Source organism: Terrimonas ginsenosidimutans, from assembly GCF_022012415.1.
Classification (GTDB): domain Bacteria; phylum Bacteroidota; class Bacteroidia; order Chitinophagales; family Chitinophagaceae; genus Terrimonas_A; species Terrimonas_A ginsenosidimutans.
The window spans coordinates 1-20,479 of sequence record NZ_JAKLTR010000008.1; the positions used below are offsets into that span (position 1 = coordinate 1).

Below are 20,479 nucleotides of genomic sequence, written 5' to 3' on the forward strand. Positions count from 1 at the left end.
GTGGGCGACGACAGTCAAACGCAGCAATGCGGTTGCTGTCGTATGCCCATTTCTGGCCTGCGCGCGCGGCGAACGAATGGATAGTAGCGCGCGAAGGGTATATTAGCCCCCCGAACGTCAGAGCTCCCAGGACTTACCAAACCTTTTGCGGGATATCAACCCAATGTCGTTTAGTTTAGTAGCCCCGGCGTACCTCAATACACGTCAGCTTACGGTTTACCCGGTGTATAAGTAACGCGGCGGAAGCAGCGATACGCCGCGGACGCAGCGAAAACAGCTATAGAACGTCTTGTATTGTCGCCGCGTCCACCGAGTTCCTTCGGGACTGCTAAACTAAAGGACATTGGATATCAACCTCTGAAACTTTTAGACTTGTAAACCTTTCAACCTTCGACATCCCTCCCCCTACTTTTACTCCTGGCCCCCTTCGCGCTTCCCGGGCATTCGCGAAAATAAAAAAGCCTTGCACCGAAGTACAAGGCCGTTATGCAGGCGGTATTGGTTGACAGATTTGAAATGCCCGGCTAAAATAGGACAATAGATTAGAATAATCTTAAAATACCTGAAAAGCTTTATTGTACATCAAGCAGGTCAATTTCAAAAATAATGATCGAGTTGGCAGGAATTGAGCCGCTTGCGCGGTTTCCGTACCCAAGGCTTGGGGGAATATACAATACGATACGACCACCGGCTTTAATAGTAGGCAACACGCTTCTCCATCCACTGATCAATTCACCGAGACCGAAGGCGACAGGGTTGACAGCCTGGTCGAATACACTGCCATTCGTCAGATACCCTTTATATTTAATTAATATATTAGAACAGGGAGTTGGATTTTTACCGGTACCGGCAACTTCCACAGTGTAAAATACCCCACTACAATGCCTTTCAGCAGTGATCCCTTTGGAAGTAATGTGACTTTGTACTGCAGCGATCTCGCTTTCCGGCGCAACAATGCCACAAACATCATATTTACATTCGTTATCATCTTTACTACAACCGGCGAATAACAGTGAAAACACAAGAACCAGAGCCAAAATTTTCCTCATATCTGATAGATTAGCGCAAATATATAGGTACTTACGATATAAAGACCACTCAGGCGAATAAATGCTGCGCTGGAATTAAATTAATTCGCATCTTTCTTCCCTTTCAGTTCGTGATATCGCTGTTCATTAAGATCCCACTTATGTTTTGCGGAAAATACCGTGGTAAAGATCACAATGCCGATCGCTGCGATCAGCAAAACAACGATGAGGGAGGAGTTGGAACGGATCTCCATATCTGCCCGCTTGTACCAGCCGGAAAAGAAATTAACGAAGATCGCAACCACCAGTACTACGGCCATCGGTAAACCGACAGATAGCTGGCGGATGAGTTTCTTCTTCCGTAAACGGTCAACTTCCCAGGATGCAATAAATTTCTTTTCGTCTTCTGTCAGCATAATAGGTCAAAATTATAACTTATGGCATTTCAATGCTTGGAACAGCCATTTGAATTATATATATTGTGCAGATAAATCCAAAGGCTGTGAAAATAACATCCTTATTATCCCAATACCTGTACACACATCATCGGCTCGATTTGCCGGGTATTGGCACCTTCTTATTAGATCCTTCCGCCATACAGGCGCTTGAGAATGTCAAGCAGCGTGCTGCTGTACTTGAAGGTATCAGTTTTCAGAACAATCCGTCGATCAAAGAATCGCCTGAACTTGTCGCTTACATCTCTGCCCAAACCGGAAAGATGAAGCCGCTTGCCGCATCCGATCTTGAATCGTTCATCGAAATTGCGCAGCAATTCCTTAATATCGGGAAGCCGTACACGCTCGACGGGATCGGAACACTGGTCAAAACCAATCTCAAAGATTTTGAATTTATTCCTATCGCGATCTCGGCAGAGAAGGTGAAGGAACAACTCGCAACTCCCAAAGAAATAGCGGCCAAAGCTTCCGCAATACGCGAAGAAGCACAGGCATCTGCTGCACCCGCTCCTCAATACGAATCATTTCTCACCGATGCTCCGGCAAAAAAAGGCTGGAAAAAACCGGCGATAGCGTTGGCTCTCATTGCAGGTCTTGGTCTGACGATCTGGGGAGGCTATGCTATCTCTAAAAATATGGCTGCTGAAAAAGCTTCTACTTCCGTTGTACAGGAGGAACCTGCACCACAGGTTGACTCTTCCGCTTTGCTCGCTGTGACACCCGATACGCTTGCAAACGAAACGCCTGTGATCGCGGACAACTATAAGTATGTACTGGAAGAAGCGCCAAAACAACGGATCATCAAACGTTATAACCAGCTTCGCACAAACCTCTGGGATGTCAAACTGGAAACAACAGATTCTGTCCGCTTCAAATTATACCTGATATTACCGGCACATAATGATACTACCCGTGTGCTTGACTCGCTGACCGCAATGACGGGCAGAAGAGTGTATATTGAGCATCAAAACTAATGGCCAATCAAGCTGTAGAAACCTGGATCAAACACCTGCAACTGAACCGCCACGTAGAAGGCGGTTGGTATAGCGAAGTGTACCGTTCTGCATTGACGATCCCGGGTCAAGCGCTGTCACCTGTATTCCCCGGTGACAGATCAGCCTGCACGCATATATACTTCCTGCTGGAAAAAGAAAACTTCTCCGCATTCCACCGCATCAGATCCGATGAGATCTGGCACTTCTATCATGGAGATGCCATCATCGTATATGAGATTGACGGAGCCGGAAGTCTGACGGAACATCTTCTCGGAAATGATCCCTCTAAAGGACATTCGCTTTGCTGCGTCATCAAAGCCGGTAACTGGTTTGCATCAAGAGTTGCAGACGGCGGAGAATACGGGCTTGCCGGATGCACCGTTGCACCCGGATTTGACTTCAATGACTTTGAACTGGCGTTCAAAGAACAACTTTCAAAAGAATATCCTGAACAGAAGGAACTGATCAATTCGATGTGCCGCCAGTGATCCTGCTCAATGCAACCTTGACCATCCATTCTTTTTCTCATTCAATGTGGCAATAATTGATATTTACTTTCGGAGATAAGGAACCACCCGTTGTCTGATCAACTTACGCCAGCTCACAATCCTGCCATTGCAGGATCGGTCTTACTCACCTTCCCCGTTTCAACGTGACCTGCATATCGCTGAATAAAATCAGGTTCGCCTTCCATGGACAGCGTGAGATCATACCAGCCAAAACTGCGTGTAAGATTGATCAGCACTTCTTTTTTCCCCGTATTCAATGAGATCTTTCGTGGCGCTGATCTGTAAGCATTATCGCGGATCACCAGGTTGACGGGCTTACCAGTCTGCAATGATTCAAGTTGAAGTATTACATTCCCTGAAAAGGTATTTCCGGAGTTGAGTTTTTCATAAACAAGCCTCGCTTTGATAGCATGATGTTTTGCACTTCCAGCAAACTCGCGGAAGAAACCGTTTGGCCCATGAACCTTCAGATGATAACGGTCACTCTCAAATTTATCCAATGGCCAGATATCCGCTAATTGATCACCAGCAGCTACGGTGAAGTTCCAGTTGCGTCCTTTCTCCAGCGTATTGGCCTGTTTATCGCCATACCTGCCAGCCGCATACACGGTGAACGGGCTTCCGGATGCAGCTTCTTTGAACATTTTTTTTGCCGCAGAAAATTCAATCCTGAAACCTTTTTTATCATCGGTCAGATGGCCATCAACATATAATTCATAGGGAATTGGACAGGCAGGCCGGACACCTTTCTCCTGCTTCGGCATGATGGATGACTGGCTACGCTGATTGACGGCTTTCTTTTCAGCATCCGTTAAAACTTTATATCCAAACGGGTCTTTAGTGAACTGTGCCTTATGTATGGATTGAATAACCCCTTCCTGTTTCAGGAACGCGGGCAGCTTGATCTTTTCCCCGTTATACGGTTGAAACACGGAACTCAGGTCTCCGCAAACCGTTCTTCGCCATGCACTGATATTTGTTTCCTTTACTTCCTTACCTTTTTTGTGTGTAAAAATATTCTCCAGCAATTGCACGATCGATGTATGATCAAACACTTCCGAACACACGGCGCCTCCCCTGCTCCACGGCGAAGCGATCACCAGTGGCACGCGATATCCCAGTCCGATAGCACTGGCCCTGGCCTGCTCCGGTTTGCGTCCGGCCTGATCCTGCGCAAGCGTGACCTGTTCAACCGAAACATCGATTCCTTCAGAAGCCATCCCCGAGCCCGGCACCGCCGGATCATGCGGGACGAATGGCGGCACGTGATCGAAGTATCCATCATTCTCGTCGTAACACAGGACAAAGATGGTCTTCTTCCACACTTCAGGATTCTTTGTCAGAATATCCATTACCTCTGAAACATACCAGGCACCATACCACGGTGCACCAGGATGATCAGAGAAATTCTCCGGAGCCACCACCCAGGATACAGCAGGCAATTTCCCCTTTCCAACATCTTTTCTGAACTGATCCAGCACATCTCCTTTCGGCATTCTCACTTCACGTGCCACGCCGTTATCATCATAACGCAATGTTTCCAGCTCGCGGTAATGCGGGTCATTCACATTTGTTGTAAAGGCTTTCAGATGAAGATTCTTGTCATGATCAGACAGCTTTGCAAATGTTTCATCATTATACAACTCCTTTTCTTTCTTTGCCATTTCCAGCCAGTCATGCTTGCGGGCAAGCTCCCGCTTCGCCCGTTCCAACGCATCACCTTCCAGTTTACCTTCCTGCAATTGTTTTTCGAGCATTACAATTTGCGCAGGCAATTCGTCAATACTTTTTATCACAAAAGCACGGCGGGTCTTGGAAAAGCGGACCCTGTACTGAGAGAACCATTCAATGGGATTATCTGTAAAATTTGAAAGCCAGGAATCTTCTTCACCTTCCAACCCTGTTGAAAGGCTTATTTCGTTCTGATATATTTTCCAGGAGATCCCATTCTCTTCCAGACGTTCAGGAAAGGTTTTCCAGCTCACTTCCTTATGATAGTCGAGATCTTCGTTTCGCACATTTGCATGCACATCACCACTATCTTTTTCACGGAGTGAACCGGTCCATAGATATAAACGGTTTGGTGTAGTTCCGGTCAATGAAGAACAGAAGTTTTGATCACAGACTGTAAATGCATCAGCCAGTGCATAATAAAAAGGAATGTCTTCGCGGTTATAATATCCCAATGTAAGAGGAGCACTGGCATATGCCTTATTTCCGTGAGGTTTCGCAATGATCCACTTGTCGTATTTACCGTTATTGCGCGCATCTACCTGGTTGGTCCAGGAATGCGGGAGGGAGCCGATCCAGGTCGACTTTGTATTTTTTATATCGAGCCGGAAAGGAACAAAGGCTTCGCCTGCGGCATTCTTCTGCAACCATACAAGATCACCGTCAGGAAGATCAATAGCACGCGGATCATTGAACCCGCGTACACCCTGCAATGCACCGTAGCAATGATCAAAAGACCGGTTTTCCTGCATGAGGATCACAACGTGTTCTGCATCGAGATACGTTGTGCCCGTTACAGGGTCAATGGCAAATGCTTTCTGAATTGACTCAGGTATGGCATAAGCGAATCCCATTCCACCTGCAAGTGTTGTAGCTTTTTTGATAAAGTCTCTTCTTGAATCCATAATGGGGCGTGTTGTGATGACTGCAAACTACGTTAATTCAGGAAAGGGGAAGTTAATTATTCATTATGAATATCGCTGACCGCGGGACTTGCACGCTGCCTATCTGAAGATTGCTCAGCGGGCAGGATCGTGGTCTGTTACGGAAGCGGGCAGTTTTCCCGATGTTAACGTCGAGGACAATGCTGATGGCTTGCGCACACTTCCTCTTTCTTTTGGCGATCACGCCGGGACTATTCTATCAAATCCAGGGCTGCCCTATCCGGCATTCTGGAAAGTTTAACACTGACAAATCAATATAGTTAGGAATCCTAACTATATTTGCTTCAGCAATTAAATAGTTAACCAATAAAAATAGTTTTATGAAAGTAGCGGTTTATGACACATATGTTACACGTAAAGACGGAGGTCTTATGCACTTTGACATTCTTGTTCCTGATTCTCTCAGGGATGAGCAGGCAATTCATTCGTTTGGTAAAACCTATCTCTCCCGGAAAGACCAGGACGGCCAACCGCTAACAACCAGCGAATGCCGTTTCTGCCATATCGAGGAAGCAAGTGAAGAAATTGTTCAGGATATACAACAACAGGGCTTTTCTATCATAGAAATGCAGGGATGTAATTAGTAATGAACCCCGTAATTTTGCAATATGAATACCGACACAAGAGAAACCATTCCGAATGGCGCCAGTTTTTTTACTCAATTGGAAACATTGTTCCAATCGAAACAGACGGCGGGATTACTATATGAAGATCATGGTGTAACACGTGCCAATGGAGTGATCTCGGCGTTGTACAAGGATGACGGCCGGGAGTGGCTCGAACTGGAAGGCGGATTAAAGATCGCCGTAGATACGATCTATGCGTTGAACGGAGTGTTCCGCTCAGACTACTCTGAATGCTGATCTATGACTGAATCGAAACACGATATTGAGAGCAGGGAGGACATCGTCATCATGGTAAACACGTTCTACGAACGCGTCCGTCAGGATGAATTGATCGGCCCTGTATTTGAAAGCCGGATCAACGATAATTGGGCGCCGCATCTTGCAACAATGCACGATTTCTGGTATACCCTGCTATTTGGCAAAGAAGCGTATCGCGGTAATCCATTTGCAAAACATATCGGCTTACCCATCCAGGGAGAACACTTCCAGCAATGGCTCCGCTTATTCAATACAACGCTTGACGAATTATTCGAAGGTAGTCGTAAAGAACTGGCAAAGAAAAAAGCTGCCAGTATAGCAGAGGTGTTTCAGGCCAAGCTCAACGGACGATTGATCGGCGGTAAATAATCTGCCAGAAATAGTGATGAAAAAAATAACCTCTCCCTTCAATATAAACCTGCAGCATGAGTCTGTGGATTCTCAGATCATGGCCGCGCTTGAACGCCTGGGAGAATCACTGCGCATCCTCCTCTCAACCGAAGCGAGAGAACACGGGCTTAGCCCGATCCAGGCGCAGGTCATTATTTTTTTACATACACATTCTCCTGAAAAGAACACGCTCAGCTATCTCGCAAAAGAATTCAGCCTAACCAAGGCGACATTAAGTGATGTGATCAAAGTACTGGTGGAAAAAGATCTTGTACAAAGGAAAGAAAGCCCTTCAGATGCGAGATCCCAGACCCTCGCACTTACACCTGCCGGGAAAAAAATAGCCGTTAAATGCGGGCAGTTCGCTACTCCACTCCTTGCTCCTGTCGGCCAACTGAGTCAGCAGCAAAAACTCACGGTGAAGCATTCCCTCTTTACACTAATCCATTCCCTTTATCAGCAGGGCGTTATTACTATCCAACGTATGTGCTACACCTGTGTGCACTTCTCACCCGCCACACCTTCTCCATTTTGCAATCTGTTGAAGATTGATCTGACAGCGGAGAAGCTGAGGCTTGACTGCCCGGAGCATGAAGAGAAAAAGGAACAGAAAGTTTAAAAGTTTAAGCGTTTGAAGGTTTAATAGTGTAAGGCTGAAGCATTAACACCTGCTATACCTGTAAACTATTTAACCTCTGAAGGTTTTGAACCCTTAAACGCTTAAACTTTTAAACTTCCACACTTTCCCGTCCTATTCCCGTCCATCCAGCAAATTCCCCAACCCGCCGAGAATGCTACCTTCTTCCTTCCGCTTCCAGGTCCCGTACTCTACCATTTTACCGGCAAGCCTGCTGATGGGCAGTGATTGGATCCAGACGCGGCCAGGTCCACGCAACCTGGCGAAGAACAGCCCTTCACCACCAAACACGAAGTTGCGGATACCTCGAACGAATTCGATGTCAAAATCCACTGTGGGAGTATATGCCACCAGGCACCCCGTATCCACTTTCAGCACTTCACCCGGGACCAATACCTTTTCAATGATATAACCACCGGCGTGAAGGAAAGCCATACCATCTCCTTCGATCTTTTCCATAATAAAGCCTTCACCACCGAAGATACCGGTGCCGAGTCTCCGTTGAAAATGAATGCCAACACTAACTCCTTTGGCCGCACAGAGGAAAGCATCTTTTTGTGCAATGACCGTTCCGCCGATCTGCATCAGGTCCATCGGAATGATCTTACCGGTGTACGGTGCGGCAAAGCTGACCTTTCTTTTTCCCTGCCCCGAGTTAGTGAACGCTGTCATAAATAAGCTTTCACCTGTAAGCACGCGTTTACCTGCACTCATCAGTTTTCCAAACAGGCCGGTTCCGTGCGACTGAGAGCCATCACCGAAGATCGTTTGCATGGTAATTCCATCTTCCATCATCATCATAGCCCCGCTTTCCGCGATAGCTGTTTCAGATGGATCGAGTTCGATCTCTACAAACTGCAGTTCTTCTCCATATATTTTGTAGTCGATCTCATGATTTGAACGTTGCGAATAAGACATGGTTTATTTTTCACCAAAGATAAAAAGCGGAAGGATACAGGCTGAAGGTTGTCGGTAAACGGCAACCAGCTACCGGCGAGCGGTCAGGAAACACCCGTCGAACCTTCCCGCTTGAGACGGTCTACTCTACCGGCGTGACCTTTACCACGATGTTCCGGGTGTATGCTTTGACCGAAGGTTCATACATGCATTCCAGGCTACCAATCCCGTTTGAAAAAACGCCCTCTTTCGCGGCAGCGATCTCATATTCTATCTCCGAGATCCCGGACGGAATGTCTGTTGCAAAGAACCGGAACCCCTCATCTGTAACGGATCTGTAATAGGAAAACCATTGCCTGTACTCATACCCGCTTAATGCATTCACTGGCTCGAATGCGGCGGCCCGCTTATCTTCGATATAAACATATTGCAGGCGCCTCGGCGTTTCTACCCTGAGCACCACTTTGAGTTTGTCAGCGATCTTAATAACCTCACCCTCCTTAAAAGGCACCCATTTACCCGAAGGCATATCCAGCTTATACAACGTTTTTGACAGTATCACGCCGCTGTTTCCGGTTGGTGGTGTTGCTGTAAAATAGTAATGATTGATCGCGCCGCGCGTTTGACCGGGCTGTGTTGTATGAACCAAAAGCTTTTCGGGAAAGCCCTTCCCATACACGCCATGAAAATCATATGCCCCGCCGCGAAGCAGATCATCGGTCACATTCATGTCCAACGCAGTTGCTTTTACTTTGATCGTATTCGAAGGATTCTTTTCGAAGACCTTAAGACGACCCATCAAAGCTGCAATATCTCCTGTGGCCTTTGTTGTGCTCCACCGGTTACCGTCCTTTGCCAGCTGCAACCATTGAACAATACCATTCACCACAGCCGGATACCTGCCACTTTCTTCAAAAGCTTCCGCAATCTTCACCAGCCATTCCTCTTGTGTAAAAGAAAGATCATCCGAATCTGACAGGCTTTTCCACCTCACTCCTTTCCCGTCCACGATCGCCTGCTGATATATTGACTCCAACATCTCCGAAGCATTTTTATAATGACCAGATCCTTCAGATATCGTCCGGAATAAAACGCTCAGCAACATACCAGCTGTACCAGTTGCCGTATTTTTTGTACCGGATAAGGACTTGCCGATCATTGAATCAAACTTCCCTTTTAGCTCTGCGGCAGGAGCATACTCTTCCCACCAATAGCTTCTCACATAAGCCCATTGTGCGAATAAATCTCCGGAAAGGTCCCTCCTGAACAGGCTATCACAATACATAATCAATCTCCTGACAAGGGTTGCATATTTACCTTCATCAACGATGTTATCGCCGGCAAGCTGTAGCGAATCCCTTTTTGCCTTCCCCAGCGCTCCAAGCAGATACATTGACATATAAGAGCTGCTTGTACCTCCTTTGAACCAACTCATTCCGCCATCTGAATTCTGATTGTCTGCAATCACATCAAAATAAGAACTGATCTTCTGTTTTGCGTTGATCGTATCAAGCAGGCGGAACAGTTCTCGTTGCTGCTTCTCCTTAGCAAATTCCAGCTGAAGCCATGGCGTACTCTCACCTCTGCCTTCAACCAGGGAGTCGAGCATAACGACTTTCTGCTCAGGAGCATTCAGGCTTAAGGTATAAGACGACTGGATCGATGTATCTGTTCTCATCAGCTTTATCGCAAGAAGGTGAGCAAGCATCTTATTGAACGTCTGCTCCGTACAATTAAACCTGTAGCCCGCCAGGTAAGGCAATGCGTTGATCAGCGATGCCGTTCTTTTAGGTTGAATGAATGCGGAAATACCATAAGGAATGGCATCTTCCGGAAGATCTGGTTTTTGAAGAACGGTGTCTCCTGACAAGATCGTTGTTTGGGTTACAAGGATCCGATTCGACAAAACCGGGATGATATGTTCTTCACCATCTGCTATATTATCGCCTGAAGCAATGATGCGTATCCGCAACGGATTGACCATGGTATCAGGGATAACCAGGTTAAAAGACACCGTACTATTTGAATGGGCATTAACCGCAAATGGCTGCCCGGCGGTTTTCAATAGTCTGCCTGAAAGATCGTCGCCAGTCACCACATCTTCTATAGTACATTTAACCATTCCCTTCTTAGCTGTTGAATCGAGATTGATGATGCGGCTTTTCAGCACAAGCTGATCACCCTGATAAAGAAACCGTGGCATATCGGGCTGTATCATCAGAGGCAATTGACTGAAGATGGATTTTTCTTCATAGGCAAACTGACCTGACTTTGTATGAGCCAGCATTTTCCACTTCCACTCCGTAACGCTCTCCGGAATGGTAAAACTGATCGTGAAGCCTCCCCGCCTGTCCGCTTTTAACCGGGGATAAAAAAATGCAGTTTCGGAAAAATTTTTTCTCACAGGAGGGGGTTCTTGTTTTACGGCCGGAATTTCGACAGGCCCCTTTGTACTTAGCAATAACAAGCCATTTGCCGCCCGGCTACCATAGAGAGCTGTTGCATCTTCGCCACGTAGTACAACCGCTGAGGTTATCAGGTTTGGATCAAGCGTGGAAAGGTTGCCTTCATATATTACACCGTCAAGAACAATAAGCGACTTATTATATGCAGAAAACGATGTGGCACCCCGCAGAGTTATAGAAACAGCACCTGTGATACTGGACTTTTTAGATGTACCATAACCAACTACCACCACTTCTGAAAGACCTTCGCCGCCTGCAATGTTCACTCCTGCCACTACACCCTGCAGAACATTTGAAAACGCTGCGTCAGGTCGTTTGTATTCAAAGTCTCCCAACTTCGTGGAGAAAGTATCATTCATCCACCACACAGGTTTCTCTGTGAAATCGATCTTATCCCAACCATCCACAGAAAAAAAACGTCCGCTGGCAACAACAACTTCGTTTCGCTCCCACGCAGTACGCGGATAGTACCATGCATGTCCCGGATTCACCTGCCAGTTATGCGGCTCGATTTTATCTAACGACGCATCATACATCGTTGTCATGAGCTGAGCGGCAACTCCTGCATCCTGTGTCCGTACAGACACTTTAAAGACTTCCGATTCACCTGGCTTAATTTGAGTCCTGTATTTCTCTACAGCAATCACAGGAGCCAATTTTGTTTCTTGCGCCAGGTAAACGATTGCTTCATTTTTTACAAATTCGTTTTTAACAATGTACTGTTGCGTGATCTTGAGATTACCAACCGCATTTACCGGCACCTTGTATTTCCATTCGAACAAACCTGCGGAATGCTTTATTGTTTCGTAAACGTTCTTTATGCGAACGCTCTTACCATGTTTTTCAAAATAGGTAATGTGAAAAATTGAATAGATCCCAGCTCCTGCATTTCCGGAAAACCAGCTCAGGCTTTTCCCGGGCGAAATGACGTTTACCGGTAAGTAGTGAAAGTTACCAATGGCTGTGGGCAGCTTCTTTTTCTTAGAATCAAACACTGTCAGTTGTTTCTTAAGCACACCAACTATCTTATTATTCTCAAAGGCGGTTATCTCTATGGAGTAATACCCTGCGGGCAAAAGCTCTGCGGGCAATTTGAGTTTATCATCACTCCCGGCTGTCAGCGTTGTTTTGAATAGCAGTTCTTCCTGAACTTCATTCTTATCCCTATCGATCCGAAGATCAGGAAACCATGCTTCCAGTTGTCCTTGCTGATGTACCGATGCATCGGTTTCCGGCCAGTTATTTCTTTCAACCCGCCGCCCCACTGGATTTGATCTCATCAGTTTAACTTCTACCCTTTTCTGTAATTGTCCACCGTACTCAGCGGAAGCCGATATATAATATGGCGTGATACTCTTTTGATCTACGACTGCCGGGATCTGCGCCTTCAGTATCACATGCCTGGTTGAAAGAGATATCCGGATATTTGTTTCATGCGATTCTCCGGTATTATCAATTGCTTCAACTTCTACATAATACCCCATCTGCCAATTCTTACTATCATCAAACAGGTATCTGCTTAAGTTCACACTATCTTCAACATGGATCGCTAACTCACCATTAAGATCTGTTCTTCCCGAGGAAGAAAGAATATTTTCCGATCTTGAAATACTTCCTCTGCCAGCATCCGGTAATGATCCACTGGCAACGATGGTATACTTTACCAGCACATCTTCCAGTTTTGAACCTGAGAAAGACCAGACTTTTACACCAACAGAAAAGTTATTGCCCAGCCGGAGTTCGCCCGCAGGTTTTTGTACCATTAATTCAAAAGAGGGGCGTTTATATTCTTCCACTTTAAAAGAACTATTATTTCCATATTCAACATCCGCATACCCTGTTTCAAAATCCCAATCCCCCGTTGCTGCGTTTTTGGGCAGTACAAATATTCCACTGAATGAACCGAATGCATCCGGCCTGATACGAACACTGTCAGCCACTTTTTTAAAGGGATCCTCTATATAAATCAGTATTCCACCTTCGTTCATTTCTTTATAAAAACTCTTAAAAAGATTTGCACGCACATTCTTCTTGTTAAACACCCGCCACTCTCCTGTGTATGGATGCCTGACCATCAGAATCCCCTTATAGTGCACCGTTTGCCCGGGCCTGTAGATAGACCGGTCAGTAAAAAAGCGAACTGATATATTTTCTTCAAAAAACTCCAGCAGATCGTCGAAATCTTCTTTATTATAAATTTCATCGGGAACATAGTCAGGAAAACTATTCATCTCAACATCCAACGTATCCTCACCCCTCATCACTTTAACGGAGGCTTCTTCATGCTTCACGAACACATACCCATTTGAGCGAATACGTGAAAGCCCGCCATCGATCTTCACTTTTGCATTTTTAACGGGCAATCCTGTTTTCCGGTCGAGCACAAAGAGCTTCCTGTCATTATTGATAGCGATCATTCCTGTTATCCTGAAATCCATCGAGGCAGGTTCACCGTCCGATTCCAGATTTTTGCCAGAAAAGAATGCGACATATTCGCCCGGAGCAAACCCATCGAGTTTGATAAATGTACTGTGCCATTGATGATCCTGAAAATCCTGTAGCCGGTATACAGTATCTCTTATGAAAGAGCCCCGGTAATCAGCATAACTTACGCGAACTTTATTGGGCTCCGGTATTTTTCTCTTTGCGATTCTTACATGTATTGTTTCAATATTCCGGTATTTCAAATAAGTTAATACTGGTTCATGTGGCAATTGGTCCTGATCCGTTTCCCATCTGGCATCTGGCTTCATGAAGTTGTTCCTCAATAGAACAAGACGCTGTTTGATCAGTTGAAAGCTGTCGAGCAATAGCATATGCCTGTCAAGCAGCTCTCCTACTTTTACATAATAGTCCTTGTATCGCCCATCAAAATTTCTGGCGGGAAACCCGGAAACCGCAGCAAGATCATACTGCACTTTGGCATAATCGGGATTGTACATATTCGCTTTCCCCACCCAAAGATAGGCAAGCTGTTCAACGGCTGATGCCCTGACAGGACTGTATGGCGAGGAGACCGACTCTTCCACATACTTTTCGAATAGCTGCCTGCTGGCGGAATCACTGACATAGTGCTTATAGAGGAACTTTCGCGCAGCAAACTCTATACTATAAAAAGCGGCTGGATCTTCTTTGCGATGACTTTCTGCCCAATCATGATACACGCAAAAGATCTCCCTCAATCCGGAGCCGGGTTTTGTTTCAAGAGAAATAGTAGCTAAAAAATCTTCCCTCTTCGCAGCGAACAGCTTCCCTGTACTGTCTGACAATGGATCGGGGTCGACATCACGAAATACAGCAATTTTCTCCGCCCACACGAGATCAGCAAAGCCAGGTTTGAAAGAGAACAGTAATGGATTATAAGAAAGCCACAAGATGTCTGCGACTGGTGTATCCTTAAAGTAAGCAGCATATTGCAGTGCTTTATCCAGCGAGCTGCTACAGGCTGAATCGAGCTGCCGGGGAGCCATCCGGCCATAACTAACATGGTCGGAACCCACGAAAAGATGCCGGTTGACACGGTCGTAATATTTATTCCTGAAATACATCAGCCGTTTTCCTTTCAGAAAATACATGAGCCCCCTGATCCGGGGCGACTGACTGCTGGAGATCAGACTATCAATAAAGGAAGAATTATGAAAGAAAACCGTATCCTCTGTCCTCCGGTCGTCAATATGCATGATCAGATACAGGCTTCTGGCAAGGGCGATATCGTTTTTCTGAGCAACTGCATTTTCTTTGATCTGAAGCAGATTATTCCGGATATCAGTCAGCCTGCTCCCTTCGAGGATATTCTTTTCAAGGCTTTTCCACTCCTTCGGGTTCGGAAGCGACTGAGCAACACAGCTAAGACAAAAGGCAAGTAAGCAGCATAGAATGGCGGACCGCATCATCGGGGATCATTTGAAGGATGATGCGGAAGAGCGCGGGATTACACAATTGGAAAGAAGACGGCGAATAATGGGTGAGCCCCTTATCCGCCGTCTTCTTTATGCAAATGCATCATGCGGGCCTAGTTGCCCAAACTTACTCCGTTCTCAGACTCTTCACCGGATTCGATAGCGCCGCCCTGATCGCCTGATAGCTTACGGTAAATAATGCGATCAACACAGATACCATTCCGGCGGATACAAACACCCACCATTGAATAGGCACCCTGTACGGATAATCCTTCAGCCAGGAATACATCATCCACCAGGAGATCGGTGTGGCCAGAACGAATGCAATGATCACCAGCTTGAGAAAATCCTTCGATAACAAGGCTACCAACCCCGAAACAGATGCTCCCAATACTTTCCGAACGCCAATTTCTTTGATACGTGACTCTGCCATGAATATCGCCAGCCCCAACAATCCCAAACAGGAAATGAAAATGGTAAGTCCGGAGAACAATGCCGCCAGTGTTCCAACACGTTGTTCCGCTTTGAACTTCGCCGCGTATTCCTCATCTACAAAATGATAGGCAAATGGATACTCAGCATTATATTTTTTAAAGATCTTTTCTGCCTGTTCCAGGCTTTGTGCAGTTGTCCGGGATGGATTGAGGCGGAACATGATCACATTGAACCATGATTTTGCACCAGAAATGATCATTGGTTTGGTTGGTGCATACGGAGAGGTCATAATAAAATCCTTGATCACTCCAACAATATGCCAGTCGGTGCCATTGCTTTTCACGATCTTACCGATCGGATCTTTGAATTTCATCACTTTCAATGCCGATTCGTTAATGATCATACCAGTCGAATCTGTCGGAAATTTACGCAGATCAAAATCCCGCCCCTGTGTAAACTCAAGACCAGCGGTTTCTTTCAATCCTTCATCTTCGTTGAACAGATAGAAATCAGTTTTATCATTCGGATCTTTTCCTTCCCACTCCTGGCCCCAGCTATCACTCCAGCTCTCCGTGATCGGCGCGCTGGTTTTTGTAACAGAGCTGGCAATGCCCTGTGTGATCAGGTCATTCTTGATCAATACAAAATTCTTTTCAAGATCACCGGTAAATATGTGATACAAAAGATTGTTCTTGTTATAACCCGTTTGACGGTTTTGCGCAAAGTCGATCTGTTGTTTTACGATAATAGTACAGATGATCAGCACGATCGCGAAAGTGAATTGAAGCACTACAAGCACTTTTCTTGGGGTCACAGGAGCCTGCGATTTTTTGAAGGCCCCTTTCAATACTTTAACCGGTTTGAAAGAGGAAAGGAAAAATGCGGGATAACTTCCGGCCAGAAAACCGGTGAACACCACAAAACCTAATCCGTACAACCAGAATATCGGATCTCCATACGGAACGAAGAGCTGCTTATCAGTAAGCCTGTTGAATCCTGCGAGAGAAAGTTGAACAACGATGATAGCAAAGATTCCTGCTATCAGTGAGATCAGAATGGATTCTCCTATGAACTGGGATATAAGGGAAAAACGCCTGGCGCCAACAACCTTGCGGATCCCTACTTCTTTTGCGCGCTTTTCGCTGCGCGCCGTACCAAGGTTCATGAAGTTGATACAGGCGATCAGCAGAATAAAACCGGCCACGATCGCAAATAACTTTACGAATGTAATGCGTCCACTTGCATCTTCGACACCGTTCTCAAAGTTGGAATACAGGTGCCAGCGCTCCATAGGGTAAAGGAACATTTCCCATTTAGGATCATCCTTATCGTACTTTGGCTTCAGCACTTTCATCTTAGCATTGGCAGAAGCGATGCCTGCATTCGGCTTCAATAATACGTATGTGCGGGTGCTGTTATTTCCCCAGTTCTGATCATCATCACCAACCGATCGTTTATATGCCCAAGGAATCAGGTATTCAAATTTAAATCTCGTGTTGTTGGGAAGATCTTTAAGAATGCCGGTCACCGTAAAACTCTCTTTATTATCGATACGGATCATCTTGCCCATTGCCTCTTCACTACCAAACAGGCTTTCAGCCAGCGATTCAGTGATCACGATGGAATGCATATCCTGCAAAACCTGGCCAGGCTGCCCCTTCAACAACGGGAATCCAAACACCTGAAGAAAATTGGAATCCACAATCGTGCCCCGGATCGTCATTCGTTTTTCGCCAATGCTGAACAGGAAATTGGAGTTCCAGTCGACACGTACCGCCTGCTCCACCTCTGGCAGATCCCGCTCCAGCGCGCGGGCCAGTACTTTGGGTGTTGTATTCCAGCAATGCAATTCTCCGCTGAAGCTGGCCCTGTTCCAAGCTTCATAGATCCGGTCCTTCTTATCATGAAACTGGTCATAGCTCACCTCATTCTGGATCCAGAGCAAAATGAGAATGGCACTCGCCATGCCGACGATAAGACCTGTAATATTAATTACGGTAAAGCCTTTACTACGGAGCATATTCCGCCAGGCTATTTTGAAAAAATTCCTGATCATGAGCAGTGGTTAATTATTCTGAAGTACGATCCCGATCGTAAAAGGTTACACTAAAGTGGAAGTTTTTTTGAAAATGTTGCGTGGGGCGCGGGAGGTTTGGGAGTTTTCAGAGGTTTGGGAGGTTCCACAAGTTCCATAGGTTTGACCTGATAAGCTTCATTGGTTCCATATTAGGGTCAAATCAACATCAGCTAGTATACACAACTGTTTGGAACCTATGGAACCTTTGAAACCTCCCACATATTACCCGAAAAACCCTATATTGCCTCCAGATTTGATAATATAGTGCAAAGCTACCTGGTAGTCGTCTATGAAAGTATTACAATTCACCATACCAGTATCAGCGAATGATACAGTGATCATGCAGCAGGATATTCTCCCGCATTTCTACCCTTATCTGCATCGTCATCCGGAGGTTCAGCTAACCTGGGTGCAAAAGGGAGAAGGTACGTTGCTGGCGGGAAACAGTATGCATACATTCGCTCCGAATGAGATCTATTGGCTTGGGCCAAATCAACCCCATCTGTTTAAAAGTGACGCGTCATATTTTTCGAAGAGAAACAAGAAGACAAGCCAAAGCCTTAGTTTGTTTTTCAAACCGGACGGCAGACTTTCGCCGTTACTGGATCTGCCGGAATTAAAAAACGTACAGAAATTCCTGGCGCAATATCCATCGGGGTTCAAACTACCCGAACAACATGTTGCAGAGATCGCAAGCCTGATGATGCAGGTCGGCAAAAGTTCAGGGATCGAAAGGTTTATTGTATTTATCGAGATCTTCAGAAAACTGTTGAGCTATGGAAAACTCATTCCGCTTTCCTCCACCCCTCCGCCAACACGATACAGCGAGCATGATGGCATCAAGATCGGGCAGGTCTACAATTATATCATACAGTATTATAACAAGTCGATCACGCTTGAAGACGTTGCCAAACAGGCACACATGACGCCACAGGCATTCTGCAGGTATTTTAAAAAACACACAAGGCAAACCTTTGTAGCTTTTCTGAATGAAATGCGGATCAACGAAGCCTGCAAGCAATTGATTGAATCTGATTATGACAGCATCGGCACGATCGCTTACAATTGCGGCTTCAACAGCATTACAAATTTCAACCGTGTTTTCAAGTCGGTAACAAAACTAACTCCATCCAGGTATATGGAAAAAGTGAGAAGTTATAATTAGGACGCTCTTTATTAAAGCCCGATAACAACGAAAGGTCTGGCAGCACAGAAGCAACGCAATAAACGCAAAGGGTTATAGCATCGAGCAGAGATCATTTTTATACGGTACATCTCGTTACGTTCTTTGCAGGCCTTTGTGTTCATTGCGCCACTTCTACGCCTATCAAACCTATACGATTGACAGGACCATTATTTCAGATCATAAAAACGCCAGTTCGTTTTAAAGTCCGCCCTGATCTGCTGATTCGTCAGGATTGCCCTAAGCATTTCAATCGGCATTGCATTCTCGCGGAAGATCGCGTCATGAAACTGTTTCAATGTCATTTTCTTACTGTCTACCAATTCCTTTTTCAAACTGTACAACTGCATTCCTCCGATCATGTACGCTAATTGATATAATGGCGGATAACCGCCAACAAAAGAGCGGCGGACCTCACCTTCCGCGTTTGCACGCTCATGCCCTACCCTGTCAACCAGGAAGTCGATACACTGCTGTGGGGTCCAGTTACCCAAATGATAATTCAGCGAAAAAATAACGCGCGCGCAACGATGCATACGCCAGAACAGCATCCCCATGCGATCCTCCGCATGGCGGGGGAATTTAAGATCCCAAAGAAGAAGCTCCCAGTACAGTGAATTCCCTTCGGTCCAGAACGGAGTTCCAAAATTCCGGTAGGTCTTATTCCGGCTGGTCATATACTGCTGCAGATGATGGCCTGCGATAAGTTCATGGTGCACGGTCGCCCTGGAAAAGAACGGGTTATTCCCGCGCATGCTCATCAACTTATCCTCATATTCCATCGTGTTGGTGGGATAAGAGATGATCAGCGACTCTCCTCCAAGAAAAAATGGCGCAACCAGTTGTCTTTCGGGAGACATCATATAAACCCGCCATGTTTCTTCCGCCAGTTCGGGTATCGTAAGCAAATCGTTCTTCTTCAGAAATTCGACTGATTGATTATAAAGATCAAGCATCGCCTCTGGCTGCTTACCTGCCGGAACATAAGCGTTCTTTAGTTTCTCCTGTGCCGCTTTCCAGTCACTGCCAAAGCCCATCTCTTTTGTTGCTTTCAGCAATTCAGCATCACACCAGGCGAACTCTTTATTTGCGATAGCAACCAGTTCCTCCGGGGAATAGGGGATGAATTCGCGTTTTAACTGGCGGATCAGTTCTTCCCGTCCAACGGGATTTCCATTTATCCCGCTCCCGTCATCCTTTTGAGTGGAAGCTGGCGCCTTTCCTTTGCTGCGCAGATCCCCGGCATAAAGATTCAAAACGCTATCAACGGTCGTATACGTTTTAGGAACCCACCAACTGAACATGGGGTCATATCCGTTATAAAAATTGAAATAATTTTTCAACACTCCCTGCAGATCCCTGACAGCTCCGGAAGCTGCGTTTGCAAGAGAAAGATCGATTGTCGGTTCTTTCTTCAGTTCTGTGCGGGCTGTGACCACCTGGTGAAAAATGCCATTCAGTTCTTTTGCAACCTCTTCACCATTTACATTTAACCCGCGACGGCGTGGTTTTTCAAGTGTTGCAATGCGTGATGCGAATGGAAGATATCGGGTAATCTGATCATACACCTTTCCTTCATCGAGTAATCGCTCTTTCTCATCATCGAGATTTCTCATGAAAAGGATGTAATCGACCTTACCATTGATGTTCATTTTATCAAACCCGGCGCGGCCCGTCATTTTCTGGTAATCATCAATGAGTTTCAATAGACGCAGCCTGCGTTCGGGAGAGCTTGTATTCTGACCGTCGCGGCCAAAACCACGGCCTTCCCCGGCCGTTGCATAAAATCTTGTCAGGCTTCCCCGGTCAGCATTATACTGGACCATTATATTGGTCATTTCGCTTGCCTGAGAATAAAGGTCTGTGCTTATCTGAGCACCACCTGTAGCCGTTATAAAGCAGTATCCGGCTGTTATAATCGCTGTTTTAAGAATTGATCGCATAAGCCCT

Annotated in this window: 14 protein-coding genes; 7 read left to right on the top strand and 7 right to left on the bottom strand. The window is 45.9% G+C overall.

Going from position 1 to position 20,479, the window contains the following annotated elements; translation table 11 throughout:
* Window positions 1–572: 572 nt before the first annotated feature.
* Entirely contained in the window at window positions 573–1,049 is a 477-nt protein-coding gene (locus LZZ85_RS13350; RefSeq protein WP_237872490.1) for an FKBP-type peptidyl-prolyl cis-trans isomerase, read from the bottom strand.
* Between the two features lie 80 nt (window positions 1,050–1,129).
* Window positions 1,130–1,444, bottom strand: coding sequence for a hypothetical protein (locus LZZ85_RS13355; RefSeq protein ID WP_237872492.1), 315 nt, complete (start codon window positions 1,442–1,444; stop codon window positions 1,130–1,132).
* Window positions 1,445–1,530: 86 nt separating this feature from the next.
* On the opposite strand from LZZ85_RS13355, the gene LZZ85_RS13360 reads away from it, so the two are divergent.
* Window positions 1,531–2,457: a hypothetical protein gene (locus LZZ85_RS13360; protein ID WP_237872494.1), complete on the top strand. Its 927-nt coding sequence runs from the start codon at window positions 1,531–1,533 to the stop codon at window positions 2,455–2,457.
* Window positions 2,457–2,966 carry a cupin domain-containing protein gene (locus LZZ85_RS13365; protein ID WP_237872497.1) on the top strand — a complete coding sequence of 170 codons (510 nt, stop codon included), beginning with the start codon at window positions 2,457–2,459 and terminating at the stop codon, window positions 2,964–2,966. Before LZZ85_RS13360 ends, LZZ85_RS13365 begins: the two co-directional genes overlap by 1 nt.
* Before the next feature lie 113 nt (window positions 2,967–3,079).
* Here LZZ85_RS13365 and LZZ85_RS13370 read toward each other — a convergent pair whose 3' ends face one another.
* On the bottom strand, window positions 3,080–5,623 hold the full coding sequence (locus tag LZZ85_RS13370; protein WP_237872499.1) for a phosphocholine-specific phospholipase C: 2,544 nt from the start codon (window positions 5,621–5,623) through the stop codon (window positions 3,080–3,082).
* Window positions 5,624–5,982: 359 nt separating this feature from the next.
* Here LZZ85_RS13370 and LZZ85_RS13375 point away from each other — a divergent pair, with 359 nt between their 5' ends.
* The 4 genes from LZZ85_RS13375 to LZZ85_RS13390 are packed head-to-tail and all read left to right on the top strand — an operon-like array spanning window position 5,983 to window position 7,555.
* The gene (locus tag LZZ85_RS13375; protein WP_237872501.1) at window positions 5,983–6,246 is read left to right on the top strand and encodes a DUF2024 family protein; all 264 of its coding nucleotides are present in this window, start codon (window positions 5,983–5,985) and stop codon (window positions 6,244–6,246) included.
* 24 nt (window positions 6,247–6,270) lie between these two features.
* Window positions 6,271–6,525 carry a hypothetical protein gene (locus tag LZZ85_RS13380; protein WP_237872503.1) on the top strand — a complete coding sequence of 85 codons (255 nt, stop codon included), beginning with the start codon at window positions 6,271–6,273 and terminating at the stop codon, window positions 6,523–6,525.
* Between the two features lie 3 nt (window positions 6,526–6,528).
* Complete coding sequence (locus LZZ85_RS13385) at window positions 6,529–6,915, top strand: group III truncated hemoglobin (protein ID WP_237872505.1); 387 nt, start codon at window positions 6,529–6,531, stop codon at window positions 6,913–6,915.
* 16 nt (window positions 6,916–6,931) lie between these two features.
* Window positions 6,932–7,555 carry a MarR family winged helix-turn-helix transcriptional regulator gene (locus LZZ85_RS13390; RefSeq protein ID WP_237872506.1) on the top strand — a complete coding sequence of 208 codons (624 nt, stop codon included), beginning with the start codon at window positions 6,932–6,934 and terminating at the stop codon, window positions 7,553–7,555.
* A 132-nt stretch (window positions 7,556–7,687) separates the two neighbouring features.
* Here LZZ85_RS13390 and LZZ85_RS13395 read toward each other — a convergent pair whose 3' ends face one another.
* The 3 genes from LZZ85_RS13395 to LZZ85_RS13405 form a co-directional block, all read right to left on the bottom strand.
* A complete protein-coding gene (locus LZZ85_RS13395) occupies window positions 7,688–8,491 on the bottom strand; it encodes a TIGR00266 family protein (protein ID WP_237872508.1) in 804 nt (267 codons plus the stop codon).
* A gap of 121 nt (window positions 8,492–8,612) precedes the next feature.
* On the bottom strand, window positions 8,613–14,828 hold the full coding sequence (locus LZZ85_RS13400; protein ID WP_237872510.1) for an alpha-2-macroglobulin family protein: 6,216 nt from the start codon (window positions 14,826–14,828) through the stop codon (window positions 8,613–8,615).
* Between the two features lie 133 nt (window positions 14,829–14,961).
* A complete protein-coding gene (locus LZZ85_RS13405) occupies window positions 14,962–17,325 on the bottom strand; it encodes an ABC transporter permease (protein WP_237872512.1) in 2,364 nt (787 codons plus the stop codon).
* A gap of 310 nt (window positions 17,326–17,635) precedes the next feature.
* On the opposite strand from LZZ85_RS13405, the gene LZZ85_RS13410 reads away from it, so the two are divergent.
* Entirely contained in the window at window positions 17,636–18,511 is an 876-nt protein-coding gene (locus tag LZZ85_RS13410) for an AraC family transcriptional regulator (RefSeq protein WP_237872514.1), read from the top strand.
* 188 nt (window positions 18,512–18,699) lie between these two features.
* Here LZZ85_RS13410 and LZZ85_RS13415 read toward each other — a convergent pair whose 3' ends face one another.
* On the bottom strand, window positions 18,700–20,472 hold the full coding sequence (locus LZZ85_RS13415; RefSeq protein WP_237872516.1) for a DUF885 family protein: 1,773 nt from the start codon (window positions 20,470–20,472) through the stop codon (window positions 18,700–18,702).
* Window positions 20,473–20,479: the final 7 nt, after the last annotated feature.

What these genes read in the sequence shown, in the direction of transcription:
- LZZ85_RS13350 (WP_237872490.1), bottom strand. Translation starts at nt 1,049, where the DNA reads ATGAGGAAAATTTTGGCTCTGGTTCTTGTGTTTTCACTGTTATTCGCC.
- LZZ85_RS13355 (WP_237872492.1), bottom strand. Translation starts at nt 1,444, where the DNA reads ATGCTGACAGAAGACGAAAAGAAATTTATTGCATCCTGGGAAGTTGAC.
- LZZ85_RS13365 (WP_237872497.1), top strand. Translation starts at nt 2,457, where the DNA reads ATGGCCAATCAAGCTGTAGAAACCTGGATCAAACACCTGCAACTGAAC.
- LZZ85_RS13370 (WP_237872499.1), bottom strand. Translation starts at nt 5,623, where the DNA reads ATGGATTCAAGAAGAGACTTTATCAAAAAAGCTACAACACTTGCAGGT.
- LZZ85_RS13375 (WP_237872501.1), top strand. Translation starts at nt 5,983, where the DNA reads ATGAAAGTAGCGGTTTATGACACATATGTTACACGTAAAGACGGAGGT.
- LZZ85_RS13380 (WP_237872503.1), top strand. Translation starts at nt 6,271, where the DNA reads ATGAATACCGACACAAGAGAAACCATTCCGAATGGCGCCAGTTTTTTT.
- LZZ85_RS13385 (WP_237872505.1), top strand. Translation starts at nt 6,529, where the DNA reads ATGACTGAATCGAAACACGATATTGAGAGCAGGGAGGACATCGTCATC.
- LZZ85_RS13390 (WP_237872506.1), top strand. Translation starts at nt 6,932, where the DNA reads ATGAAAAAAATAACCTCTCCCTTCAATATAAACCTGCAGCATGAGTCT.
- LZZ85_RS13395 (WP_237872508.1), bottom strand. Translation starts at nt 8,491, where the DNA reads ATGTCTTATTCGCAACGTTCAAATCATGAGATCGACTACAAAATATAT.
- LZZ85_RS13400 (WP_237872510.1), bottom strand. Translation starts at nt 14,828, where the DNA reads ATGATGCGGTCCGCCATTCTATGCTGCTTACTTGCCTTTTGTCTTAGC.
- LZZ85_RS13405 (WP_237872512.1), bottom strand. Translation starts at nt 17,325, where the DNA reads ATGATCAGGAATTTTTTCAAAATAGCCTGGCGGAATATGCTCCGTAGT.
- LZZ85_RS13410 (WP_237872514.1), top strand. Translation starts at nt 17,636, where the DNA reads ATGAAAGTATTACAATTCACCATACCAGTATCAGCGAATGATACAGTG.
- LZZ85_RS13415 (WP_237872516.1), bottom strand. Translation starts at nt 20,472, where the DNA reads ATGCGATCAATTCTTAAAACAGCGATTATAACAGCCGGATACTGCTTT.